This is a genomic window from Azospirillum brasilense (genome assembly GCF_007827815.1).
Taxonomy (GTDB): domain Bacteria; phylum Pseudomonadota; class Alphaproteobacteria; order Azospirillales; family Azospirillaceae; genus Azospirillum; species Azospirillum brasilense_C.
The window spans coordinates 302,143-326,673 of sequence record NZ_VITH01000008.1 but is presented as its reverse complement, the minus strand read 5'-3'; the positions used below and the strand labels follow the sequence as shown (position 1 = coordinate 326,673).

The window sequence follows — 24,531 nt, the reverse complement described above, 5'->3', positions numbered from 1 at the left end:
AGGGGGCCCGACGCATGAACCCCACCGTCACAAACCCAGGACCCCCATGATCCTCTCCCTCACCAACCGCACCGCCCTGGTCACCGGGGCCTCCGCCGGCCTGGGCCGTCACTTCGCGGGCGTGCTGGCTGCGGCCGGCGCCCGCGTTGCTCTGGCCGCGCGGCGGCGCGAGAGCCTGGACGCCGCCGTCGCCGAGATCGAAGCGGCGGGTGGGCAGGCCGTCGCCGTGCCGCTCGACGTCACCGACGCCGCCTCCGTCCGCGACGGCGTGCGGATGGCCGCGAGCGCGCTCGGCGGGCTCGACATCCTCGTCAACAACGCCGGCACCACGGTGTCCAAGGCCGCGCTCGACCACGCCGAAGAGGAGTGGGACCGTGTCATCGACACCAACCTGAAGGGCGCCTTCCTCACCGCGCAGGAGGCGGCGCGCGTGATGAGGGAGCAGGGGCGGGGCGGGTCGATCGTCAACATCGCCTCCATCCTCGGGTTGCGGGTGGCCGGCCATGTCGCAGCCTACGCCGCGTCGAAGGCCGGACTGGTCCAACTGACTCAGGCGCTGGCCCTGGAATGGGCGCGTTACGGCATCCGTGTCAACGCGCTGGCCCCCGGCTACATGGAAACCGACCTGAACCGCGATTTCCTGGCGACCGACGCCGGGCAGGCGCTGATCCGGCGGGTGCCGCAGCGGCGGCTGGGGCGGCTGGCCGACCTCGACGGGCCGTTGCTGCTGCTCTGCTCCGACGCGTCGGCCTACATGACCGGCGCGGTGGTGCCGGTGGACGGCGGGCATCTGGTCAGCACCTTGTAAGCAAAGAAGAAAGAACGAGGAGAGGACCCGAACCGATGGATTTCAGCCTGCCCCCGCCGATCGAGGAATTCCGCCGCCGCGTGCGCGCCTTCGTGGAGGAGCGCATCCTGCCGCTGGAAGCCGACCCGGCCTCCTACGACGCGCACGAGAACATCGCGCCCGCCCTGCTGGAGCGCCTGCGCGGGGAGGTGAAGGCCGCCGGGCTGTGGGCGCCACAAATGCCGACGGCGCGCGGCGGGCAGGGGCTGGGCATCGTCGGCATGGCCGCCGCGTACGAGGAAATGAACCGCTCCATCTTCGGGCCGGTCTGCTTCAACTGCGCCGCCCCTGACGACGGCAACATGCAGCTTCTCAACAAGGTGGCGACCGAGGCGCAGAAGGAGCGCTGGCTCCAGCCCATCGTCGACGGCACGGTGCGCTCCGCCTTCGTGATGACCGAGCCGCATCCCGGCGGCGGTTCCGACCCCTCGATGATGAAGACGCGGGCGGAGCGCAAGGGCGACCGCTGGGTGATCTCCGGCCGCAAATGGTTCATCACCGGGGCGGGGGAGGCGCAGCATTTCATCCTGATCGCCCGCACCTCCGACGACGCGCGCAAGGGGCTGACCGCCTTCCTGTTCGACAAGGACCAGCCCGGCTGGGAGATCGTCCGCCGCATCCCGATCATGGGGCCGGAGGAGCATGGCGGCCATTGCGAGCTGCGCTTCGACGGGCTGGAGGTTTCCGACGAGAACGTCCTGATGAAGGTCGGTGATGGGCTGAAGGCGACGCAGATCCGCCTCGGCCCGGCGCGGCTGACCCATTGCATGCGCTGGACCGGCCTGTCGAAGCGGGCCATGGAGATCGCCGCCGCCTATGTCCGCGAGCGCGAGAGCTTCGGCACCACGCTGGCCGGGCACGAGGGCGTGCAGTGGATGATGGGCGACGTCGCCATGCAGATCGAGATCGGGCGGCTGCTGGTCATGAAGGCGGCGTGGCAACTCGACCGCGGCGACTTTGCCCGCAAGGAGGTGTCGATGGCCAAGGTCCATGTCGCCGAGACGCTGCACAAGGCGGTGGACACGGCCATCCAGCTCTGCGGGGCCCGGGGCTATTCGAAGGACACGGCGCTGGAGTGGATGTACCGCTACGCCCGGCAGGCCCGGCTGGTCGACGGAGCGTCGGAGGTCCACAAGATGGTCCTGGCGCGATTCTACATGGACGAGGGCGACGGCTTCTGGGCCTGGGGGTGACGGGATGGGCGCATTGATCGACGGGGAAAGCCGGCCGCGGCTGGAATCCTGGCTGGCCGGGGCGACCGGCGCGACGCGCGTGGCGGTGGCCGACGAAGGCACGCTCGGCGGGGGAGCCATCTCGCTCAACCTCGCGGTGACTCTGGACATCGACGGCGGGCCGCAGGCCGGGCGGCACGCCTGCGTGCTGCGCGCCCAACCGGGCGGAGGCGCGGCGGCGTCCGGCATGAAGGCGAGCATCTCCAAGGCGCAGGAGTTCGCCGTGCTGCGCGCCGCCTTCAGCGCCGGGGTGGCGGCGCCGGAGCCCATCGCCGCCTGCGGCGACCCGGCGGTCCTCGGCGCCGACTTCTACATCATGCGCCGCGCCGAGGGCATCGGGGCCGGGCACAAGGTGGTGAAGGCCGACCAGCCGCAACGCGGACTCGCCCGCGAGCTTGGCCGGCAGTTGGGGCGCCTGCACAAGGCTGGGCCGGACACGCCGGGGCTGGAGGATTTGCCGGTTCCGGCCATGTCGCCGGCGCTCGACTGCGTCCACGCCTACCGCGACTGGCTGGGCGATCTGGCGCTGCGCGACGCCGTCCTGGCCTGGGGGCTGCGCTGGCTGGAGATCCACGCGCCGCCGCCGGGCGATCTGGTGCTGTGCCACCGCGACTACCGCACCGGGAACTATCTGGTGAAGGACGGCGGGCTGACCGCCATCCTGGATTGGGAGTTCGCGGGATTCAGCGATCCCATGGAGGATCTCGGCTGGTTCTGCGCCCGCTCCTGGCGCTTCGGGCGCCACGACCGCGAGGCCGGTGGGCTGGCCGGGCGGGAGGACTTCTACGCCGGCTACGAGGAGACTTCCGGCCGCCGGGTGGACCCGCGGGCGGTCGCTTACTGGGAAACCGCCGCCTACATGCGCTGGGCGGCCATCGCGGTCCTCCAGGGACGCCGCCACACCTCCGGGGAGGAGCCGTCGCTGGAACTGGCGCTGACCGGGCGGATGCTTCCGGAGATCGAGTGGGACCTGTTGCGCCACATCCATGGGCTGGGGCTGACGGCCTCCGCCCCGGCGGCGGTGGATGCCGAACCGTCCGGCGATGCCGATGAAGAGAGGGTCGCCTGATGCGCACCAGCCCCGACGCCCAGGAATTGCTGAGCGTCATCGCGGAAACGTTCCGCACCGACCTGCTTCCCCACATCCCGCCGGCCCAGCGCTACACGGCGCTGATGATCGCCAACGCGCTCGGCATCGTGCAGCGCGAACTGGCCGGGGTGGATGAGGCCGGTCACGCCATGCTGGCGGCGCTGGCCCTGCTCTACGGCGAGGACGCCGACGACAGCCTGTCCGGCACCGACCTGCGCCAGCGGGTGGAGGCCCTGCAGCACCGGCTGTGCATCGAGATCGCCGCTGGCGACTTCGACCACGACGGCCAGGACGTGCTGATGGAGTGCCTGGAGGAGATCGTCCAGGCCCGGCTGGGCATCGCCAATCCGAAGGTGCTGCGGGGGTAAAAAGTGTTCCCCTCTCCCGTCCCGGGAGAGGAGAACGAAGGATGTGGGCGTCACTCCGCGATCGGCTCGTAGAATTCCGGGCCGAAGTCGGCGGCTTGGCGGCTGGTCACGTTGAAGGGCTTTTTCAGGCCGCCGCGGAAGTAGCGCTTTACCAGATCCTGCCACGTCTCCACCGGGTCCACGCCGCGCTTGGCGCAGAGATGGCCGAACCAGCGGCGTCCGGCGGCGACGTGGGTGATCTCCTCGTCATGGATGACCTGGAGCAGGGCGGCGCTCTCCGCGTCGCCGAACTCGCGCAGGCGGCGGACGGTCTCCGGGGTGACGTCGAGCCCGCGCGCCTCCAGCACCATCGGCACCACGGCCAGCCGGGCGGCGAGGTCATGGGCGGTGGTGGTCGCGGCCTGCCACAGCCCGTCATGGGCCGGCAACTCGCCATAGCCGGAGCCAAGCTGGTTCAGCCGCTCCTCCAGCATCTGGAAATGCCGGGCCTCGTCGTCGGCGACCTGCACCCAGTCGTCGGTGAAGCCCCTGGGCATCCCCTCGCCGACGAAACGGCACACGATGTCCCAGGCGAGGTCGATGGCGTTCAGTTCGATGTGGGCCAGCGCGTGGAGCAGGGCGAGGCGGTTCTGCGCGCTGCCGCCGCGCCCGCGCTTGGGCATGTCGCGGGGCAGCATCAGGGGCGGGCGCTCCGGGCGGGAGGGGCGCTCCGGCGGGGCCAGCGCGCCGAACTCCGTGATGCGTCCGTCGCGCCACGCCGCGGCATAGTCCCGCGTCAGGCGCACCTTCTCCAGCGGCGCCGCGGTGGTCAGAACCGCGACGGCCGCGTCGCACAGCGTGGTCACCATCCATACGCAACGAAATGGGGGTTCAGGATGTCGGCCTTGCCGTAGAGGAAGGGCGAGCCGTCCGGTTGCTCCACCCGGCCGCCGGCGGCGGCGAGGATGGCGTGGCCGGCGGCGGTGTCCCACTCGCTGGTCGGGCCGAAGCGGGGGTAGAGGTCCGCCTTGCCCGCGGCCACCGTGCAGAATTTCAGCGAGCTGCCGCAGGTCACCCGGTCCTTCACCGTGTAGCCGGCGAGGAAGCCCTCCAACTCGCTGCCGCTGCCGTGGGAGCGGCTGGCGACCACGGTCAGGCCGTCGGGCGGCGGCTTGCGGACCTGGATCGGGTAGTCGTGGCGCCCCTCCACCCAATGGACGGCGGTGCCCGCCCCGCAGGCGGCGTAGAGGTCGCCGGTGGCCGGCGCGTAGACGACCCCCAGGATCGGACGCCCGCCGTCGATCAAGGCGATGTTGACGGTGAACTCGCCGTTGCGGTTGATGAATTCCTTGGTGCCGTCGAGCGGATCGACCAGCCAGAAGCGCCCGCCGGAGATGTCCGGCCGGTTCCCGGCGGCCACGGCTTCCTCCGCCACCACCGGAATGCCGGGGGCGATGTGGTGCAGGGCCGGGGTGATGACGTGCTCGGCGGCGAGATCGGCCTGGGTGACCGGGCTGCCGTCGACCTTTGTGGCGGCGTCGATGCCGTCGTTGTAGAAGCGCAGGATCACCTGACCCGCTTCATGGGCGATGGTCCGCACCTTGGGCAGCAGGCTCGCCGCGGCGGTGTCGGTCATGGGTGGTCCTCCGGTCGGCTGGTGGGCGAACGGTCACCATAGCGCGCCCGGATGGTGGGCTGGAAGGCTGGAAAGGGCGGGGAGGATGGGAGAATGCGGATGAAGGCGGGCTGGCGCGCTATGGAGACGGCGGACCTGGACCGTGTGATGGCCATCGCCGAGGTCGTGCATCCCGATTACCCGGAGGACCGTGCCGTTTTTGCCGAGCGGCTGGCCCTTTACCCGGACGGCTGCGCCATGGCGGACGCGGATGGGATCGGCATCGGCTACATCGTCCTGCATCCGGGCCGGCTGGGCGTGCCGCCGCCGCTCGATTCGCCGCTCGGCGCGCTGCCGGAAGCGCCGGATTGCCTCTATCTGCACGACGTCGCCCTGCTGCCGGCGGCGCGCGGCCTGGGGTTGGGAGCCGCCGCCCTGGAGCGCATGGACGCCCTGGCGGCGCGGCAGGGCTTCCGCTGGCTGGCCCTGACCTCGACGCCCGGCGCGCGGGCCTTCTGGGACGCGCAGGGGTTCTTGCCGCAGGACGGTGGGGCCGGGTTGGCGGCCAAGCTGGCCTCCTACGGCGGCGGCATGACCTACATGACGCGGCCGGTGAAGGGCTGATTTCGGCGATCAATGAAATTTGCCACAAATTGTATACATCCCGCCCGACGGGGATTCGATTTGCGGCAAGTTGTCCGACCCCGGCGGCTGGTCGCGGATGCTATCGTGCAGCGCTCCCGACACCTTCAGCACGGCCGTTCGCCGGCAGGCCCCCATGCAGCCATCCGCCCGCTTTCCGTGGAAGTCCGAATACACGGTCGGAAACGAATCCATCGACGAGCAGCACCGGACCCTTCTGGAACTGGCCGGCCTGCTGCACATCGCGGTGGCGGCGGGGCAGGGCTACAAGATCATCCAGAGTGCCTTCGCTGCCCTGGTGAAGTACACGGAGGAGCATTTCTCCGCCGAGGAGCGGTTCTGGACCGACGCCAGGAGCGGCGCCGTCGAGACGCACAAGCGGCTGCACCGGCAGATCACGGACGAGTTGCTGGCCCTGCGGTTCGAGGGCCCCTACGGGGTGGTCTTCTGCACGCCAAACGAACTGACCAACTGGGTCGAGCACCGGCTGATCGCCCATTTCATCGAAGAGGATCAGGGTCTCTACCGCAGCCTGACCCAGGGCGCGAAGCGGAAGCGGACGTCTGCCTGACCGCCGCCTGATCGCTGTCTGATCGTCATCGGATCGCTGTCGGACGGCCGTCGCTTTCACAACCGGCCCGCAATCCGGCCGCCGTGGCCCTTCTCACCCAGCCTTGGTGGACGCCGAAGATGCGCCCACTCCATCGCGGATGGCCTGCCCGGACGGCGGACTGGAAAACACGTTCGCATGAATATTTGAAGACAAACGAATGAATGCAAATGCATTCAAATAAAATAGTTTTATTTTTTCTAATTATCACCGGTATTTTTGATGAGCGCCCCGGCCATTCCAAAATAAATATCAATGAATGCAATTCGGGAATTGATGAATTGCGCCGTTTTGGCGGACGTTCGCGTCAAGGCCATGCGGAGGTTGGGGCATTCTGCCAACCGCGAGGGAACGCCATGACTGCACCTTACCTGCTGCCGCCGACCACCTCCGCGCCCTATCCGTCCAGCCTTCCGTCGGGAACCGTGAAGCTGTACGCCGATCAGAACTGGAGCAGCGACAGCCTGACCATCACCACCTCGGGCGCGATCGAAGGCGTTCAGAGTTCCTTTGCCGGGACCAACCTGAACGACCGGACCACCTGGGTTGCCTTCAACCTGCCGGAGGGGGTCGTCCTGACCCTGCTGGAGCACAAGACCACTCCACCCGCCGGCCAGCCCTACAGCTTCAACGGCTGCGGGCGTTGCGTCGATCTGATCGGCAACGGCCAGACCCAGACGGTCGATGTCGAGAAGCTCGGCGCCAACGACTGCCTGTCCGCCTACATCTGGCGCACCGTGGATCTGAACACCGGTGTCTTCCAGCTGTTCGACGGGCTGAACTACGCCGACAACCGCAACACCTTCTTCCTGTGCGAATGGCCGATGGGGACGGTTCTGTCGTTGGCCGGATGGTTCATTTGCGACCGGGCGGCGTCGATCTATTTCGGCGGGCTGACCGCCCAGCAGGTGGCGCTCTACGACGGCGGCCAGGGCGACGGGGAAACCATGTCCGTCGCCGGCTGGCTGAGCATGGACGGCATTCCCGACCTGCGCAGCTACTCCTTCGTCGACAAGGAAGGCTCGTGGAAATGGGATCTGCTGACTCCGGTCCATTCGGAGGTTGAGCCCTTCACGATCACCTCGCCGGTCCCGACCAACCCGTCGAGCACGATCTCCAGTTCCATCTCCGGCACCAACGAGGGGGCGGCGACGATCACCGACACGGTGTCGGTCACCAGTGGGAAATCGCAGTCGCTGACTCTGTCGGTCACCGATTCCTACACGATCGGCTATGTCCAGGAGGTGCGCTTCACCTACGGGATCGGTCTGACCGGCGAGGTCGAGGTCGGCTGCACCTTCTCCATGTCCTACACCTACACGGGCACGAAGGAGACCTCGGTCACCAATTACTACGATCTGTCGGTGAGCCAGGCGGTCGAGATCCCGGCCGATTGCCGCTACAGCTCGACCATGACCATCCTGATGGCCGAGATCCCGCCGACCTCCTACAGCACGCCGGCGGTCTTCTACTACACCCAGCAGGTGCCCGGTTCGACCTACGATGCGGCGATGAGCGCCGAGCTGGGCAAGACGGTCTACGCGCTGCGCCAGACGGTGACGGGCTACGTCAACGGCGGCGTCTCGGTGGACGTCCGGAGCAGCACGGAAACCCAGCCGCTCTCCGTCGCGGCGCTGGCCGACGCCTGACGCCGGCACCGCCCGCGACGCGGGTCCGCCATCACAGGTTTCGCGTCCAACGTTGCCTTTGCCGTGGAACGGACCCAAGTCTAGCTGGTTTATGATGTGGCGCGGCTGCCGGATGGGCGCGGGATTCCCCGCCCGTCCGGCGGCCCCGCTCCACCAGACCAGCGGAGCGACGGCGGCGGATGAAGAACTCGGACAATGGCCGGATCGATCGGAACGACACGCTCTGGTACAAGGACGCGGTCATCTATCAGCTTCATGTCAAGGCGTTCTACGACGCCGACAACGACGGCATCGGCGACATCGCCGGCCTGACCCAGAAGCTCGACTACATCCAGGAGCTTGGCGTCACCACGCTGTGGCTGCTGCCCTTCTACCCTTCGCCGCTGCGCGACGACGGCTACGACATCGCCGACTACAAGGCGGTCAACCCGTCCTACGGCAATCTCCAGGACTTCAAACGGTTCCTGCGCGAATGCCACGACCGCGGCCTGCGCGTCATCACGGAACTGGTCATCAACCACACCTCCGACCAGCATCCGTGGTTCCAGCGCGCCCGTCAGGCCAAGCCGGGATCGAACCACCGCAATTTCTACGTCTGGTCCGACACCGACCAGAAGTACCAGGGCACCCGCATCATCTTCTGCGACACGGAAAAGTCCAACTGGACTTGGGATTCCGAGGCGCAGGCCTATTTCTGGCACCGTTTCTATTCGCACCAGCCCGACCTGAATTTCGACAACCCGAAGGTCCTTCAGGAGGTGCTGAACGTCATGCGCTTCTGGCTGGACATGGGGGTGGACGGGCTGCGGCTCGACGCCGTTCCCTACCTGAAGGAGCGCGAGGGCACCAACAACGAGAATCTGCCGGAAACCCACGATGTCCTGAAGGCAATCCGCACGGAGATCGACAAGGGCTACGGCGACCGCATGCTGCTGGCCGAGGCCAACCAGTGGCCGGAGGATGTGCTGCCCTATTTCGGCGATCTGGAGAAGGGCGGGGACGAATGCCACATGGCCTTCCACTTCCCGCTGATGCCGCGAATCTACATGGCCGTCGCCATGGAGGACCGGCACCCCATCGCCGACATCATGCGCCAGACCCCGGACATCCCGGACGAATGCCAGTGGGCCATCTTCCTGCGCAACCATGACGAGCTGACGCTGGAGATGGTCACCGACCGCGAGCGGGACTATCTCTGGGACTTCTACGCCGCCGACCGGCGCATGCGGATCAACCTGGGCATCCGTCGCCGCCTCGCCCCGCTGCTGCAGAACGACCGCCGCAAGATCGAGCTGCTGAAGAGCCTGCTGCTGTCCATGCCGGGCACGCCGGTGCTCTATTACGGCGACGAGATCGGCATGGGCGACAACATCTATCTTGGCGACCGCGACGGCGTGCGCACGCCGATGCAGTGGTCGCCCGACCGCAACGGCGGCTTCTCGCGCGCCGACCCGGCGCGGCTCTATCTGCCGGCGATCCAGGACCCGATCTACGGCTTCCAGGCCATCAACGTCGAGGCGCAGCAGCGCAGTCCGTCGTCTCTGCTGAACTGGATGAAGCGGCTGATTGCCGTGCGCCAGCAGCACAAGGCCTTCGGGCGCGGCAGCTTCCAGCTCCTCTATCCTGGCAACCGCAAGGTCCTCGCCTATCTGCGCTGCCATTCGACGGAGGAGGGCGACGAGGTCATCCTCTGCGTGGCCAACCTGTCCCGCTCCGCCCAGGCGGTTGAGCTGGACCTCAAGCAGTTCCGCGGCCGCGTGCCGGTGGAAATGCTGGGCCGGACGGTCTTCCCGCCGGTCGGCGATCTGCCGTACCTGCTGACCATCCCCGCCTACGGCTTCTACTGGTTCGCGCTGGCCGCCGAGGCGGCTCTGCCGTCCTGGCATGAGACGATGCCGGAGCCGGTGCCCGACCTGCTGACGATCGTGGTGCGCGACGGCTGGAAGAGCCTGATCAGCGGGCGCGCGGAGGCCGAGCTGGCGCGCGACATCCTGCAGGCCTACCTGCCGCAGCAGCGCTGGTTCGCCGCCAAGGACCGTCGGATCGAGCGCGCGCACGTTCCGGTGTCGGCGCGGCTGGACGGGCCGGGCGACGGCTTCATGCTGCTCCACACCGACGTCGAGCTGTCCGGTGGCGGCACGCAATCCTACTTCCTGCCGCTCGCCATGAGCTGGGAGGAGAACGCCGGCAACACCGGCTGGCCGCTGCTGCCCTTCACGCTGGCCAAGGCCCGGCGCGGTCCGCGGACCGGCGCCATCTACGACGCCATGCAGGCCGACGCCTTCACCCGCAGCCTGCTGACCGCTTTGCGCGAGGGGCGGGAGATCCCGGCGTCGCACGGGCACCTGCGCTTCTCGCCAACGGCCTGCATGGCCGACCTGACGGTGGACGACGACACCGAAATCCGCCGCCTGGGCGTGGAGCAGAGCAACAGCTCGATCCTGGTCGGCAGCCAGGCCGTGCTGAAGGCCTTCCGCCGCCTGACCCCCGGTGCCCATCCGGAGATCGAGGTCGGGCGCTTCCTGACCGAGGTGGCGGGCTTCCAGAACACGCCGTCGCTGCTCGGCTCCGTCGAGCATGTGGCGGAGGACGGCACGCCGACCGCGCTGTTCGTGCTCCAGGGCTATGTGCGCAACCAGGGCGACGGCTGGAGCAGCACCGTCGATTCGCTGGTGCGCGACCTGGACGACATCCGTCTCGGCCTTGCCCACGATCCGGAGGAGCCGACCGAGGGCGAGCCCTTCGGCATGCACGCCGCCATGATGGCGACGCTCGGCCAGCGCACGGCGGAACTCCATTGCGCGCTGGCGAAGCGGACCGGCGATCCGGCCTTCGATCCCGAACCGGTGACCGCCGACGACCTGAAGGGCTGGGGCGAGGCCGCCCGACGGCAGGCCGAGGCCGCCTTCGCCGCTCTGCCCGGCGCGCTGGACCGTCTGGCCCCCGCCGTGCGCGAGCAGGCGGAATCGCTGCTGGCCCGCCGCGCCGACGTGATGAGCCGGCTGGCCGAACTCGCCGACACCCCGCCGCAGGGCGACAAGACGCGCATCCACGGCGACTATCACCTGGGGCAGGTGCTGCGCGCCCAGAACGACTGGTACATCATCGACTTCGAGGGCGAGCCGGCGAAATCCCTGGAGGAGCGCCGGGCCAAGCACAGTCCGCTGCGCGACGTGGCGGGGATGCTGCGCTCCTTCAACTACGCCACCTGGGCGGCGCTGTTCCGGATCGACGAGACGGGCGTTCTGGAGGAGGCCGGTGCGGTGATGGAGGCGGCGCTCGATTGGGAGCGGCGCAGCATGCAAAGCTTCCTGGAAGCCTACCGCACCGCCATGGGCGCCTGCCCGGACGTGCCGGACGGAACCGCCGCCGACCGCCGCCTGCTGGCGCTGTTCCTGATGGAGAAGGCGCTGTACGAGATCGCCTACGAGGCCGCCAACCGGCCCAACTGGATCGGCATTCCGGTGAAGGGCGTGCTGGGGCTTCTGGACGGCGAGTCTTGAGGCGAAACCCGATGCGGGACATAGGACGCCGCGGGCGTGGTGTGACAAACGCCCCGGCGCTATGTTCACACCCCAAGAACGAGCAAGGGTAAGGGGAAAGTCAGCCGATGCCGAACGACATCCGAACGGGAAACCGTGCCAAGGCGCAGGAAGCGTCGCCGAAGGCCGTGTCGCCGTTGAGCGGCGGCATCGAGGCCATCGTCCACGCCGACCACGGTGATCCCTTCGCGATCCTGGGCATGCACCAGTCCGGCAAGGACCGGCCCGTCGAGGTCCGCGCCTTCATCCCCGGCGCGGAAAAGCTCTGGGTGGTCGACAGCGCCTCGGGCGATCCGGTGGGCGAAGCCGACAAGGTCCATGGCGAGGGCTTCTTCCTCGCCGTCCTGCCCGACCGCAAGGAGCGCTTCCGCTACCGCCTGCGCGTCCAGTTCCCGCTGGCGACAGTGGAGTTCGAGGACGCCTACCGCTTCTCGAACGTCCTGGGCGAACTGGACATCCATCTGTTGGCCGAGGGAACCCACCTCAAAAGCTTCGAGCGGCTGGGCGCCCACCCCCGGGAAATCGACGGCGTGGCCGGCGTGGCCTTCGCCGTCTGGGCCCCCAACGCCCGGCGGGTCAGCGTTGTCGGCGACTTCTGCGACTGGGACGGTCGGCGCCTGCCGATGCGCAAGCGCGTGGAGGCCGGCGTGTGGGAAATCTTCGTGCCCCACGCCACCGTCGGCCAGCGCTACAAGTTCGAGATCAAGGGGGCAGGCGGCGACCTGCTGCCGCTGAAGTCGGACCCCTACGCCTTCCAGGCTGAGTTCCGCCCGCAGACCGCGTCCGTCGTGCACGGCCTGCCGTCCTACGACTGGCAGGACACCGAGTGGCAGCGGACCCGATCCGCCAGCGCCGACCTGACCGCGCCGATCTCCATCTACGAGGTCCATCTCGGCTCCTGGGCGCGGGTGCCGGAGGAGGGCGACCGCTTCCTCACCTACCGGGAACTGGCCGACCGGCTGGTGCCCTATGTGAAGGATCTCGGCTTCACCCACATCGAGCTGCTGCCGATCACCGAGCACCCCTTCGACGGCTCCTGGGGCTACCAGCCGATCGGCCTGTACGCGCCGACCAGCCGCCACGGCACGCCGGAGGACTTCAAATATTTCGTGGACGCCTGCCACGCGGCGGGGATCGGGCTGCTGCTCGACTGGGTCCCCGGCCATTTCCCGACCGACCCGCACGGGCTGGGCTGGTTCGACGGCACGCACCTCTACGAGCACGCCGATCCGCGCCAGGGCTACCACCAGGACTGGAACACGCTGATCTACAATTTCGGCCGGACGGAGGTGCAGAACTTCCTGCTCGGCAACGCGCTGTTCTGGCTGGAGCATTACCGGCTGGACGGGCTGCGGGTCGATGCCGTGGCCTCCATGCTCTACCTCGACTACAGCCGCAAGGCCGGCGAGTGGGTCCCGAACCGCTTCGGCGGGCGCGAGAACCTGGAATCCATCGCCTTCCTGAAGCGGATGAACGAGCTGACCTACGGCCAGAACCAGGGGATCATGACGGTGGCCGAGGAGTCCACGGCCTGGCCGGCGGTGTCGCGGCCCGTCTATCTCGGGGGCTTGGGCTTCGGCTACAAGTGGAACATGGGCTGGATGCACGACACGCTGGAGTATATGGCGAAGGACCCCATCCACCGCCGCTACCACCACCACCAGCTCACCTTCGGCCTGATCTACCAGTTCTCGGAAAACTTCGTCTTGCCGCTCAGCCACGACGAGGTGGTGCACGGCAAGGGCTCGCTCATCAACAAGATGCCCGGCGACGACTGGCAGAAGTTCGCCAACCTGCGCGCCTATTACGGCTTCATGTTCGCTCATCCCGGCAAGAAGCTGCTGTTCATGGGCGGCGAGTTCGGCCAGTGGCGCGAATGGAGCGAGGCGCGCAGCCTGGACTGGCACCTTCTGGAGGAGCCGCTGCACCAGGGGCTGCACGCGCTGGTGCGCGACCTGAACCGCATGTACCGCGGCCTGAAACCGCTGCACCAGACCGACTGCGACCCGGCGGGCTTCGAATGGATCGAGGCCAACGACAGCGACAACTCGATCCTCGCCTTCCTGCGCAAGAGCGGGGAGGATCCGGAGCACCATGTGGTGGTGGTCTGCAACTTCACCCCGCTGCCGCGCGACGGCTATCGCGTCGGCGTCACCCTGCCGGGCCGCTACGAGGAGGTGCTGAACACCGACGCCCCCGAGTATGGCGGCAGTGGTGTCGGCAACGCCGGCGGCGTGGCGAGCGAGGAGACGGAATGGCACGGCCGTCCGCACTCCATCAGCCTGACGCTGCCGCCGCTGGGCACGCTGGTGCTGGAACGCAAGGCCGGGTAGGGGCAGCGTTTCGATCAACGGGAGAAGGGAGGAGCGGCGTTCCGCACTTGACGTGACCGGCGTGCCGCTCCTTTATTGCAAGAGGTGGCTATCCGCTTCGGCTAGGTCAGCCGCTGCGCCGACGCAAGCCGCTTGCGGTTCCGCCCGATCTCCAGTGCCCGTGGTGAGTCTGCCCTGATGTCCATCTCCACCGCCACGCGCACCGCCGTCTGGCCCGGCAAGCCCTATCCCCTCGGGGCGAACTGGGACGGCTTCGGGGTCAACTTCGCTCTCTTTTCCGCCCACGCCGAAAAGGTCGAGCTGTGCCTGTTCGACCAGACCGGCCAGCGCGAGGTCGAGCGGGTCGTCCTGCCGGAGCACACCGACGAGGTCTGGCACGGCTATCTGCCGGAGGCCCGGCCCGGCCTGCTCTACGGCTACCGCGTCCACGGCCCTTACGAGCCGGCGGCGGGACACCGCTTCAATCCGAACAAGCTGCTGCTCGATCCCTATGCCAAGGCGCTGTTCGGGCCGTTCCGCTGGTCGGACGCCCATTACGGCTACCGCGTCGGCTCGACGCGCGAGGATCTGTCCTTCGACCGGCGCGACAACGCGCGCGGCATGCCCAAGTGTCGGGTGGTGGACCGCGCCTTCACCTGGGGGCACGACCGGCACCCGGCGGTGCCCTGGTCGGACACGGTCATCTACGAGACGCATGTCGGCGGCTTCACCATGCGCCACCCGGAGGTGCCGGCCCCGCTGCGCGGCACCTTCGCCGGGATGTCGACCCACGCGGTGATCGATTATCTGAAGGCGCTGGGCATCACCTCGGTGGAGTTCCTGCCGGTGCAGTCCTTCGCCGACGACCGGCATCTGGTCGGGCAGGGCTTGCGCAACTACTGGGGCTACAACAGCGTCGGCTTCTTCGCGCCCGAACCGCGCTACATGACCACCGGCGTGCTGTCGGAGTTCAAGACCATGGTCGCCCGCCTGCACGAGGCGGGGATCGAGGTCATCCTCGACGTGGTTTACAACCACACGGGCGAGGGCAACCATCTCGGCCCGACCCTGTCCTTCAAGGGCATCGACAACCTCAGCTACTACCGGCTGCTGCCCGACAACCCGCGCTTCTACATCAACGACACCGGCACCGGGAACACCCTGAATCTGAGCCACCCGCGCGTCCTCCAGATGGTCATGGACAGCCTGCGCTACTGGGTGACGGAGATGCACGTCGACGGCTTCCGCTTCGACCTCGCCACCGTGCTGGCGCGGGAGCCCTATGGCTTCGACCCCGGTTCGGGCTTCCTCGACGCCGTGCGGCAGGACCCGGCGCTGGCCGACGTCAAGCTGATCGCCGAGCCGTGGGACGTCGGTCCCGGCGGCTATCAGGTCGGCAATTTCCCGCCGGGCTGGGCGGAGTGGAACGACCGCTACCGCGACACCGTGCGCCGCTACTGGCGCGGCGACGACGGCATGCTGCCGGAACTGGCGGGGCGGATCGCCGGCTCGTCGGACCTGTTCGAGAAGCGCGGGCGGCGGCCCTGGTCGTCGGTGAACTTCGTCACGGCGCACGACGGCTTCACCCTGCACGACCTCGTCTCCTACAACGACAAGCACAACTGGGCCAACGGCGAGGACAACCGCGACGGCCACTCCGCCAACCATTCCTGGAACCACGGGGTGGAGGGCGACACCGACGACCCGGCGGTCCGCGAGGCCCGCGCCAAGCAGAAACGCAACCTGCTGGCCACCCTGTTCCTGTCGCAGGGCACGCCGATGATGCTGGCCGGCGACGAGATCGGTCACAGCCAGAAAGGCAACAACAACGCCTATTGCCAGGACAACGAGACCTCCTGGCTCGACTGGGCGCGGCTGAAGGGAGAGGGCGGGCCGATGCTCGCCTTCGTCAAGCGGCTGATCGCGTTGCGCAAGGCGCACCCGGTGCTGCGCCGCCCGGTGTTCCTGCACGGCCGCCGCACTTCCGCGGACGGGCTGAAGGACATCGTCTGGTACACCCCGCAGGGGGTTGAGAAGTCGGCGGAGGATTGGCGCAACGGCCACGCGCGCTGCATCATGCTGCTGCTGAACGGCCATGCCGGAAGCTACACCGGGGTGGACGGGGCGCCGCAGGACGACGGGGTTCTGCTGATCGTGCTGAACGCCCACACCGACACCGTGAACGTCACCCTGCCGGAGGTGCCCGACGCGCGCGGATGGCGCTGCGTGCTCGACACCCGCGTGGCGGACGGCGCCGGCGACGGGCGGATGCAACTCGCCGGGCGGACGATGCCGGTGGACGGGCGGACCGCGCTGGTGTTCGTGCAGGTCGAATCGCCCGGTCGTTGATGCGGGTCAATAGGTGGTTTTTTCCGCCTGTGCTAACGTCGGGACCGGGGGTGGGTCCTCCACCTCCGGTTTTCGCGGAACCGACGCATGCCCGACTACGACTTCTCCCTGGTTGATGCGGCCATCATCGACACGCAGTCCAACAGCCAGCGCGTCCTGCGCGAGGTGCTGGCGCGGCTGGGGATGAAGAAGACGGCGGTGCATGGCTCGGCCCAGGACGCGGCGGAGGCGGTGACCGCGGCCACGCCGGACCTGATCCTGCTGGACATCGACGGCGAGGAGCCGGAGGCGCTGCGCCTCATCCGCCGCCTGCGCAACGAGCCGGACACCCGCAACCCCTACGCCTGCATCGTCGCCACGACGTGGCAGCCGACGCCGCTGCTGCTCATGCGCGTCACCAACGCCGGGGCCGACGACCTGCTGGTGAAGCCGGTGTCGCCCAAGAAGGTGCAGGACCGGCTGGCCGCCCTGATCGAATCGCGCAAGAAGTTCGTGGTGACCGCCGACTACACCGGCCCCGACCGGCGCAAGTCGCCGCGCGAGGGCGCCCAGGTGCCGCTGCTCGACGCGCCGAACACGCTGCGGCTGAAGGCCACCAACCGCTGGGCCCACATCAACGCCCGACAGTTGATGGCCGAGGCCAACCACTTCGTCAACGAGCAGAAGCTGCTGCGCATCAGCGTGCAGGTCGCCTTCCTGATCGAGTTCGCCGCCCCCGGCCTAGCCGTCCGTCCGCCAGAGCGCATGGCGATGGAGCATGTGGGCCGCGTTCCCGCCTTTCTCGACGACCTGCTCCGCCGCCTCGACGACCTGAGCGAGCCGGGGCCGACGGAATCGGTCGCCAAGTCCTTGAAGATGATGGCCGAGCGGCTGCGGCTCCACGCCGAATCGGGCGCCGTCGCGGCGGAGGAACTGGAGAGCGCCCGCTCGCTCGCCCGCGACCTCATGCGGGCCGTGGACACGGTCCGCTCCCTGGACGCCATGATGGCCGAGGTCGCCGCCGCCGTGTCCGGTTACCGCACCCGTCTGGAGCAGATGACACAGGCCAAGGCGGAGGCCGCGCGGGCGGCCTTGGCGGTGCCGGCGGCCGGTGGGAATGCCTCGAAAGAGGCGGTGGAAGGATGACCCGGCGAAGGGCGCGCCGCTGACGGCGAAGCCGGGATCATCCAGGGTTGCGGCGCGTTGTCACCCTTGCCCCGTCGCCGCCCGCGAAAGCGTTGCGGTCAATATGAAAATTCGAATGTTCGGGGCTGGACGGAATCGGCCCGACGCGCAATGCTCGCGCGCAGGCCGTTGCGGCCACGATGACGCCACCAAGACGCCACGACCGACAAACGCGGGGACCCCTGAATGAGCGATCTCGACCGGCTTGCCGAACGGCTTGGCATCGAGCCCTTCTACCATGACATCTGGGGCAGCCGGCGCGAGACCTCCGACGCGACGAAGCGGGCGCTGTCCGCCGCCATGGGCTATCCCGCCGGCACCGGCGAAGAGCTGGCGGCGAGCCTGCACGCGGTGGAGGACCGGGCGTGGCGGCGCATGCTTCCCCCCGTCCTGGTGATCGACGAGGGGGCGCCGCTCAGCCTCGCCCTGGCCGTCCCGGCCGGTCTGGAGGACGCCGAGCTGACCTGGACGCTGACCGAGGAGGGCGGGCTCGCCCACCGCGCGTCGCTGCGTGTCGGCAACCTGCCGCTGGCCGACCAGCGGGTGCTCGACGGCGTGGCCTACGAGCGCCGCACGGTCTCGACCCGCCTGCCGCCGACGCTGCCGCTCGGCTATCACCGCTTGTCGGTGGTGATCCGGCCCCAGGGCGTGGGCGGCACGCTGGAGGGCGGCACGGTGCTGATCGTCGCGCCGCAGCGCTGCCTGACGGTGGAGGACGTGGTGCCCGGCGGACGCACCTGGGGCATCGGGTTGCAGCTCTACGCGCTGAAGAGTGGCGACGACTGGGGGATCGGCGACTTCGACGACCTCGGGCGCTTCGCCGAGACGGCGGCGGGGCTCGGCGCCGGGCTGGTCGGGCTGAACCCGCTGCACGCTCTGTTCCCCGCCGACCCCAACCACATCGGCCCCTATTCGCCGAGCAGCCGGACCTTCCTTAACAGCCTCTACATCGACGTCGAGCGGGTGCCGGAGCTGGCGGCCACGCCGCAGGCGCAGGCGCTCATCGCGTCGGAGGACTTCCGCCAGCGGCTGGCCGCCGTGCGGGCGACGGAGCTGGTGGACTATCCCTCCGTTTCCGCCCTGAAGATGCCGGTCCTGGAGGCGCTGCACGCCACCTTCCGGGCGCTCGGCGGGAGCGACGCGCGGCGACAGGCGTTCGAGGCGTTCCGGCGCGAGATGGGCGAGCCGCTGCGCCGCCACGCCGTGTTCGAGGCGCTGCACGAGCATTTCTACCGCCGCGACCCGTCCCAGTGGATGTGGCGGACGTGGCCGCCGGCCTTCCAGCATCCGGACAGCCCGGAGGTCCAGGACTTCGCCGCCGAGCAGGCCGAGCGGATCGAGTTCTTCGAGTATCTGCAATGGGAGGCCGACCGCCAGCTCGGCACGGCGGCGGAGCGCGGGCGGCGGGCCGGGCTGCCGATCGGCTTCTACCGCGACCTCGCGGTGGCGGCGCATCCCGGCGGGGCGGCGGCCTGGGGCGAATCGGGCATCCTGGTGCAGGGCGCCAACGTCGGCGCGCCGCCGGACCAGTTCAACATGAAGGGGCAGAACTGGGGCCTCGCCCCGCTGTCGCCGGTGGGCCTGCGCGAATCGGCCTATGGCAGCTTCATCGCCATGCTGCGCGCCAACATGCGCCACGCCGGGGCGCTGCGCATCGACCATGTGATGGCCCTGCAGCACCTGTTCTGGATTCCGGCGGACGGCAGCGACGGCGCCTATGTCGAGTACCCGTTCGAGGATCTGCTGCGGATCATCGCGCTGGAAAGCCGGCGCAATCGCTGCATCGTCATCGGCGAGGATCTCGGCACCGTGCCGGAGGGCTTCCGCCCGGCGCTGGAGCGGGCCGGCATCCTCAGCTACCGCGTGCTGTATTTCGAGCGCAGCGCCGATGGCGGGTTCAAGGCGCCGCAGGAGTATCCGGCCGGGGCGATGGTCACGGTGACCACCCACGACCTCGCCACCTTCAAGGGCTTCTGGACCAACCGCGACCTCGACTGGCGGGCCCGGCTCGACCTCTATCCCGACGAGGCGGCGCGCAACAAGGACGTCTGGGACCGCGGCGTGGACCGCTGGTGGATGCTCCAGGCGCTGGAGCGGGAAGGGCTGCGCCCGGCCAACTACCCGAACAACGAGGGCTCGCAACCCTTCTCGCGCGAGCTGATGGAGGCGGTGCACCGCTACCTGTCCCGCTCGCCGGGGCGCATCGCCATGGTGCAGATCGAGGACGCGCTGGGCGAGGTGGAGCAGCCGAACCTGCCGGGCACTGTGGACCAGCATCCCAACTGGCGCCGCCGCCTTGGCCTGCCGGTCGAGGCGATGGCCGGGGATGAGGGGGTGCGCCGGCTGGCCGAGGCGGTGCGCAGCGAGCGGTCCTGAGGCCGGCCGGACCGGAAGCTGATTGCTATCCCGCGCTATTGGCTTACACTTCGCCTCAGTCGTCGGGCAAAAGAACAGGGAGCCGCGCGCCACGCCGCGCGGCCGATCAAGACGGAGGGGTAGATGAAAGGTGATCCGAAGGTTATCCGGCACCTCAACACGATTCTGACGAACGAGCTGACGGCCATCAACCAGTATTTCCTGCACGCCCGCATGTTGAAGAACTGGGGCCTGCACCGGCTGGCCGGCAAGGTCTACGAGGAATCCATCGGCGAGATGAAGCACGCCGACAAGCTGATCGAGCGCATCCTGTTCCTGGAAGGTCTTCCCAACCTGCAGGACCTGCACAAGCTGAAGATCGGCGAGGACCTGCCGGAGATGTTCACCGCCGACCTCGGCATCGAGAGCCACAACCGCGGCAACCTGCTGGAGGCCATCGCCGACTGCGACGCGGTGCGCGACTATCAGAGCCGCGAGATCTTCCGGGAGATCCTGGAGGACACCGAGGAGCACATCGACTGGCTGGAGACCCAGCTCGACCTGATCCAGCGCGTGGGCCTGACCGCCTACCAGCAGGAGCAGATCTACGGCGAGGATTCCTCGTCCTGAGCGATGGGGTCTTGAACCACCGTCAAGGGTGCGCTGTCTAGACGGACACCCCAGCCGACGCACCGGTCGCATAGGCCGCGGCGTCGGCCTTGCGGTAGGCGGTGATGGCGGCGGACCAGGGTTCGATGTGCAGGCCGCTGCCCATGGCGTCCTGATGGATGCTTTGCGCGAGGAAGCCGGCGTTGGGCTTGGCGCTCAGGCGTGGAGACGCGCCGGTCACCGGCCGGTCGCCGGCCTCCGCATCGTCCAAAGCGAATTTCGAGGAGGAACCGGCGCGGCCGGCGCGGTTGCCGTCCGCTCCGCCCAGTTCCGTGCGGTTTCCGCTTTTCAGCGCGTCGTCGGTGGCCGAGACGTCGTCGGAGCGCCGGCGCTCCTGTTCCCCCGGCACGCGCCGGATGGGCTGCACCGCAATGGCTTCGCTGGCCAACATCTGCCGAAGCCGACCCATCCCGGACAGGGACTGAGCGCTCGACGCCGATGATAGGGACAGGATGCTGGACACGGGGGCGGGGCGGCTTGTGGGTGAACTTGGTCCCGTATGGTATCAGCGCAAAGCTTCCCGATGCCTTAAAAAATTCGGGCAGGGGCACGGCGCCGTGGTGGCCGTCCATCCGACGGCGCCGAGGGTTGCGGTTCCGAGGGGTTAAGCCCCCTTGCGGCCACGAACATTGCGGCGGACGACCGACTGCGCCTCCACGATCAGATCGCTGCCACCCAGGACGCGGGTGAACAGCGCCTTCACCGTCGCTTGTCCATGCACCGTCAGCACACCGCTGCGCGTGTCGTCCTCGATCTTCAGCACCGCGGTGTGGGCGCCCAGGAAGCTCCTGGAAAAGGCGTTGTCGAAGAAGCTGCGGATGTGACCGTCCCGCTGGTCGTCGAACATCACCCGCCCACCGGCCAGGGCCGCCGCGTCCACCGCCTGCGCCAAACGGGCCTGCACGGCGTAACCGCGCACCGTCTCCAGGGTGTAGCCGGCGCCCACCGTCAGGGGGAGGCCGAGTGCGACGATCAAGGCCAGCGCAAGCCTGCGCCCGGAGCGCCGTTCCTGCCGATGCTGGAGCGCGTAAGGGTGGTAGACCATCACCATCGCCGGACCCAAAAAAATGTGAAGGAGAACGCAAGACCAAATCTGCCGGGTTTGCCTTAATGAGCGATTAACGGCGGTCAAATAAGTCTTTGAATGTTTAAAAGCGTTATAACGAGAGCGTGTGTTCGTTCGCGCATTCTCTCATTATTATTTTGAGTTATGCGAAGCTTTTTATCGTTATGAAGGCAAAATGGTTCGAAATTCGTATTAAATCCCTTCGGCGGTCCGGCATGGCGGGACCGCCAGAGACCATAAAGATTCCGCGCGGCATCGGAAGGGCGAAAAAGAAGGATCGGCCATGCGGCTCGGCGATGCGCCGAAAGGATGCGGGAATAAAGCCGTCCGTCCCGGCGTCCACGATCCACCATCGTCTGAACAACAAGGCAGGGGAGGGTACCCATGGTCCGCACCATCTTTGGGGCTGGTATCGGCGCTGCGCTATCGGCGGCGGTGCTGTTGACCGCGGCACCGGCATCCGCACAGACGTCCGGAGGTTCCCCGGGCATGACCTTCTTCATCACCAGCGTGGGATCGGGGACGGGCGCCGATCTCGGCGGCCTGGAGGGTGCTGACCGCCACTGCCGGCAGCTGGCGCAGGCCGTCGGGGCGGGAAACCGCGACTGGAAGGCCTATCTGTCCACCCAGGCGGCGGACGGGCGGCCCGCGGTCAACGCCCGCGACCGCATCGGCGCCGGCCCCTGGCAGAACGCCAAGGGGCAGGTGATCGCCCGCACTGTGGAGGATCTGCACGCCGCCAACGGTCTGACCAAGGAGACCGGGCTGACCGAAACCGGCGAGACGGTCAAAGGCCGCGGCGACACCCCCAACACCCACGACATCCTGACCGGCAGCCAGCCGGACGGCCGGGCCTTCGACGGCGCGGAGGACCGCACCTGCGGCAACTGGACCCGCAGCGGGGCCGAGGGTGCGGCCATGGTCGGCCATCACGACCGCATCGGGCTGAGCGACGACCCGCCGGCCAAATCCTGGAACAGCTCGCACCTGACGCGTGGGGGCTGCAGCCAGGACGCCCTGAAGGGCACGGGCGGGGCGGGGCTGCTCTACTGCTTCGCGGCGAACTAGCCGGCATGGGGCGGGGGGCTCGTCCGCCCGCTCCCTTTCCGCCGGCGTCCCGGGGCGCTACAGTCGCCACTTCCTGACAGTGTGTGGAGGCGGCCCGATGCGGGGCGGGGCGTGGCGTTCGGCGGTGCTGGGCTTTGCGGTGGCGGGCGTGGCGCTCGCCTTCCTGGGGGTTGAGATCGGGCGGCTGGCCGTCGCCGACCCCGAGCGCTCCCTGCTGGACATGGGGGCCGTCGGGCTCGGCGTGCTGGCGCTGTGGATGGCCTTCGCCCGGCTGAACCGCCATTTCCGCGATCTGGGCCGGCTGCGCGAGACCCTGTCGGCGTGGCGCGGGCGCAACGCCGCCTCCCTCGCCGCCGACGCGAAGGAGGACGAGGCCGGCGACCTCGCGCGGGCGGCGGCGGAGGCCCTGCGCCATGGCCGCCATGGTGAGGCGCGTCCCGGCGAGCGGCTGGCCGGCGTGATCGCCGCGCTGGAGGAGCCGGTGGTGGTGCTCGACGACTTCGGGCGGATCGAGACGCTGAACCCCGCGGCCTCCGCCCATCTCGGTCTGGCGGTGGGGGCCGACATCTACGACCACCTGTCGCGCCCCGAGCTGTTCCGCGCCATCGAGCGGGCGCGCGAAAACGGCCAGATGGTCTCCGCCCTGCTGCGCCGCGCCCAGGGCGGCGAGGTGCCGGTGCGCGTCAAGGATCTGGGGCTTCAGTCGGGGATCGCCCTGGTCTTTCCGGCGAAGGCCGGCGAGGCGCAGCCGCTGCTGTCCGGCGAGCGGCTGCTCCTGCGCCCGAACGCCCGTCCCGTCCACCTCGGCGACGAGGACCCGCTGCTGGCGTTGCCGTTGGTCAGCCTGTGGGTCGCCACCGCCGCCACGCCCGTCACCGGCCGCCCGGAGGACGGGCCGGTCGTCGCGGTGGGCACGGTGCGGATGGTCGGGCCGCGCGTCTTCCGCAGCCTTTCTCTGGAGCTGTTCATCGACCCCGGCGCCCCCATCCCGGCGGAGGGCTCCGCGCTCCACGGCGTGACCACGGCGATGGTGGCGGGCGCCCGGCCCTTCGCCGCGGCCTGGCCGGTGATCGCCGACGCCCTGCGCGGCTGCGCGGTGGTCGGCGTGGGGGTCGAGGCGTCGCTCCGCACGTTGGCCCGCGCCTGCCGCGACGCCGGCCTGCCGGAACCGGAGGCACCGCCGACGCTCGACCTCGTGCGGCTGGCCGCAGCGCTCGACCCGGCCTTGGAGGGGCCCCCGGACGGGGCGTCGCTGGAGCGTCTGGCCGCCGCCTTCGGCGTCGCGGCCGACCGCCGCCTGGGTCCCTTCTCCCCCGCGCTGGTCGAGGCGGAACTGGCCGCGGTCCTGCTGAAGCAGCTCGACCGTCGGGGGATCGTCACGCACGGGCAGGCGCGGGCCTTCGCCGCCGGTCAGGCGGGCGCGTTGCCCCAGTGAACCTTGCCCCAGTGAACCTTGCCCGGTTGACGGTTCACCGCCATTTCGGCCGCCGCTCGGCCTTCAGCGCCTGCACCGCCTGATCGAGCGTCTGCAGGAACTTCGACTTGTCCTGCTGGCTCATCGGCTTGTTGCCGCCGCTGACCACGCCCATGTCGCGCAGGTCCTGCATCAGCGCGCGGGTGGCGATGGCCGAGCCGATGCTGTCCTCGGTGAAGGGGCGGCCGGTCGGGCCGATCACCACGGCGCGCCTCTTGACGCAGCGGTCGGCGAGCTGGATGTCGGCGGTGACCACGACGTCGGTCTCGGTCGCGTGCTCGGCGATCCAGTTGTCGGCGGCGTCGAACTCCGACCCGACGACGACCAGTTCCGACAGGCATTCATTGGGCAGGCGGAGCGGACCGTTGCTGACGATCCACACCTTGATTCCGTTGCGCCCGGCCACCCGGTAAATTTCCGACTTTACCGGGCAGGCATCGGCATCCACATAAATCTCGACCACCCGGCTTCCCTCCTTCGCCGTTTCATGCCGCGTCCTT

Annotated in this window: 20 protein-coding genes; 15 read left to right on the top strand and 5 right to left on the bottom strand. The window is 68.9% G+C overall.

Features of this window, described 5'->3' with window-relative positions:
- Positions 1-46 precede the first annotated feature (46 nt).
- Genes FBZ83_RS18685 through FBZ83_RS18670 form a run of 4 tightly spaced genes read left to right on the top strand, consistent with a single transcriptional unit; the run spans position 47 to position 3,537 of the window.
- Positions 47-808, top strand: a complete 762-nt coding sequence (locus FBZ83_RS18685; protein ID WP_145686861.1) for an SDR family NAD(P)-dependent oxidoreductase — start codon at positions 47-49, stop codon at positions 806-808.
- A gap of 35 nt (positions 809-843) precedes the next feature.
- Positions 844-2,040 carry an acyl-CoA dehydrogenase family protein gene (locus FBZ83_RS18680; protein ID WP_145686859.1) on the top strand — a complete coding sequence of 399 codons (1,197 nt, stop codon included), beginning with the start codon at positions 844-846 and terminating at the stop codon, positions 2,038-2,040.
- Between the two features lie 4 nt (positions 2,041-2,044).
- Entirely contained in the window at positions 2,045-3,148 is a 1,104-nt protein-coding gene (locus tag FBZ83_RS18675; RefSeq protein WP_145686853.1) for a phosphotransferase family protein, read from the top strand.
- A complete protein-coding gene (locus FBZ83_RS18670) occupies positions 3,148-3,537 on the top strand; it encodes a DUF6285 domain-containing protein (RefSeq protein WP_145686842.1) in 390 nt (129 codons plus the stop codon). The genes FBZ83_RS18675 and FBZ83_RS18670 overlap by 1 nt, the downstream gene beginning before the upstream one ends.
- Before the next feature lie 50 nt (positions 3,538-3,587).
- On the opposite strand, the gene FBZ83_RS18665 is transcribed toward FBZ83_RS18670, so the two are convergent.
- Together FBZ83_RS18665 and cysQ are read right to left on the bottom strand one after the other, a co-directional pair.
- On the bottom strand, positions 3,588-4,385 hold the full coding sequence (locus FBZ83_RS18665) for a ferritin-like domain-containing protein (protein WP_145686833.1): 798 nt from the start codon (positions 4,383-4,385) through the stop codon (positions 3,588-3,590).
- Entirely contained in the window at positions 4,379-5,152 is a 774-nt protein-coding gene (cysQ, locus tag FBZ83_RS18660) for a 3'(2'),5'-bisphosphate nucleotidase CysQ (RefSeq protein WP_145686831.1), read from the bottom strand. The genes FBZ83_RS18665 and cysQ overlap by 7 nt, the downstream gene beginning before the upstream one ends.
- Positions 5,153-5,245: 93 nt before the next feature.
- Between cysQ and FBZ83_RS18655 the strand changes: the two genes are divergently transcribed.
- The 9 genes from FBZ83_RS18655 to bfr all read left to right on the top strand — a co-directional run bounded on the left by FBZ83_RS18655 (position 5,246) and on the right by bfr (position 20,384).
- On the top strand, positions 5,246-5,755 hold the full coding sequence (locus tag FBZ83_RS18655) for a GNAT family N-acetyltransferase (protein ID WP_247888360.1): 510 nt from the start codon (positions 5,246-5,248) through the stop codon (positions 5,753-5,755).
- Between the two features lie 154 nt (positions 5,756-5,909).
- Positions 5,910-6,344 (top strand): bacteriohemerythrin, encoded by a 435-nt coding sequence (locus FBZ83_RS18650; protein ID WP_186466123.1) that lies wholly within the window; start codon positions 5,910-5,912, stop codon positions 6,342-6,344.
- Positions 6,345-6,739: 395 nt separating this feature from the next.
- Positions 6,740-8,032: a hypothetical protein gene (locus FBZ83_RS18645; protein ID WP_145686827.1), complete on the top strand. Its 1,293-nt coding sequence runs from the start codon at positions 6,740-6,742 to the stop codon at positions 8,030-8,032.
- A gap of 179 nt (positions 8,033-8,211) precedes the next feature.
- Entirely contained in the window at positions 8,212-11,535 is a 3,324-nt protein-coding gene (gene treS / locus FBZ83_RS18640; protein WP_145686825.1) for a maltose alpha-D-glucosyltransferase, read from the top strand.
- Positions 11,536-11,642: 107 nt separating this feature from the next.
- Positions 11,643-13,907, top strand: coding sequence for a 1,4-alpha-glucan branching protein GlgB (gene glgB, locus FBZ83_RS18635; protein WP_145686823.1), 2,265 nt, complete (start codon positions 11,643-11,645; stop codon positions 13,905-13,907).
- 177 nt (positions 13,908-14,084) lie between these two features.
- On the top strand, positions 14,085-16,235 hold the full coding sequence (gene glgX / locus FBZ83_RS18630) for a glycogen debranching protein GlgX (RefSeq protein WP_145686821.1): 2,151 nt from the start codon (positions 14,085-14,087) through the stop codon (positions 16,233-16,235).
- 87 nt (positions 16,236-16,322) lie between these two features.
- Complete coding sequence (locus FBZ83_RS18625) at positions 16,323-17,360, top strand: response regulator (protein WP_145686817.1); 1,038 nt, start codon at positions 16,323-16,325, stop codon at positions 17,358-17,360.
- A 225-nt stretch (positions 17,361-17,585) separates the two neighbouring features.
- Positions 17,586-19,775 (top strand): 4-alpha-glucanotransferase, encoded by a 2,190-nt coding sequence (gene malQ / locus FBZ83_RS18620; protein WP_145686815.1) that lies wholly within the window; start codon positions 17,586-17,588, stop codon positions 19,773-19,775.
- Between the two features lie 123 nt (positions 19,776-19,898).
- Complete coding sequence (gene bfr, locus FBZ83_RS18615) at positions 19,899-20,384, top strand: bacterioferritin (RefSeq protein WP_014240606.1); 486 nt, start codon at positions 19,899-19,901, stop codon at positions 20,382-20,384.
- A gap of 37 nt (positions 20,385-20,421) precedes the next feature.
- Here the strand turns inward: bfr and FBZ83_RS18610 are convergent, their stop codons facing one another.
- Both FBZ83_RS18610 and FBZ83_RS18605 read right to left on the bottom strand, forming a co-directional pair.
- Positions 20,422-20,814, bottom strand: coding sequence for a hypothetical protein (locus FBZ83_RS18610; protein WP_145686813.1), 393 nt, complete (start codon positions 20,812-20,814; stop codon positions 20,422-20,424).
- Positions 20,815-21,027: 213 nt separating this feature from the next.
- A complete protein-coding gene (locus tag FBZ83_RS18605; protein WP_247888359.1) occupies positions 21,028-21,468 on the bottom strand; it encodes a hypothetical protein in 441 nt (146 codons plus the stop codon).
- 510 nt (positions 21,469-21,978) lie between these two features.
- Between FBZ83_RS18605 and FBZ83_RS18600 the strand changes: the two genes are divergently transcribed.
- On the top strand, positions 21,979-22,557 hold the full coding sequence (locus tag FBZ83_RS18600) for a hypothetical protein (RefSeq protein WP_247888358.1): 579 nt from the start codon (positions 21,979-21,981) through the stop codon (positions 22,555-22,557).
- Positions 22,558-22,654: 97 nt separating this feature from the next.
- Positions 22,655-23,992 carry a PAS domain-containing protein gene (locus tag FBZ83_RS18595; RefSeq protein WP_145686807.1) on the top strand — a complete coding sequence of 446 codons (1,338 nt, stop codon included), beginning with the start codon at positions 22,655-22,657 and terminating at the stop codon, positions 23,990-23,992.
- A gap of 34 nt (positions 23,993-24,026) precedes the next feature.
- Here the strand turns inward: FBZ83_RS18595 and FBZ83_RS18590 are convergent, their stop codons facing one another.
- Positions 24,027-24,494, bottom strand: a complete 468-nt coding sequence (locus tag FBZ83_RS18590) for a YaiI/YqxD family protein (RefSeq protein ID WP_145686805.1) — start codon at positions 24,492-24,494, stop codon at positions 24,027-24,029.
- Between the last annotated feature and the right edge of the window lie 37 nt (positions 24,495-24,531).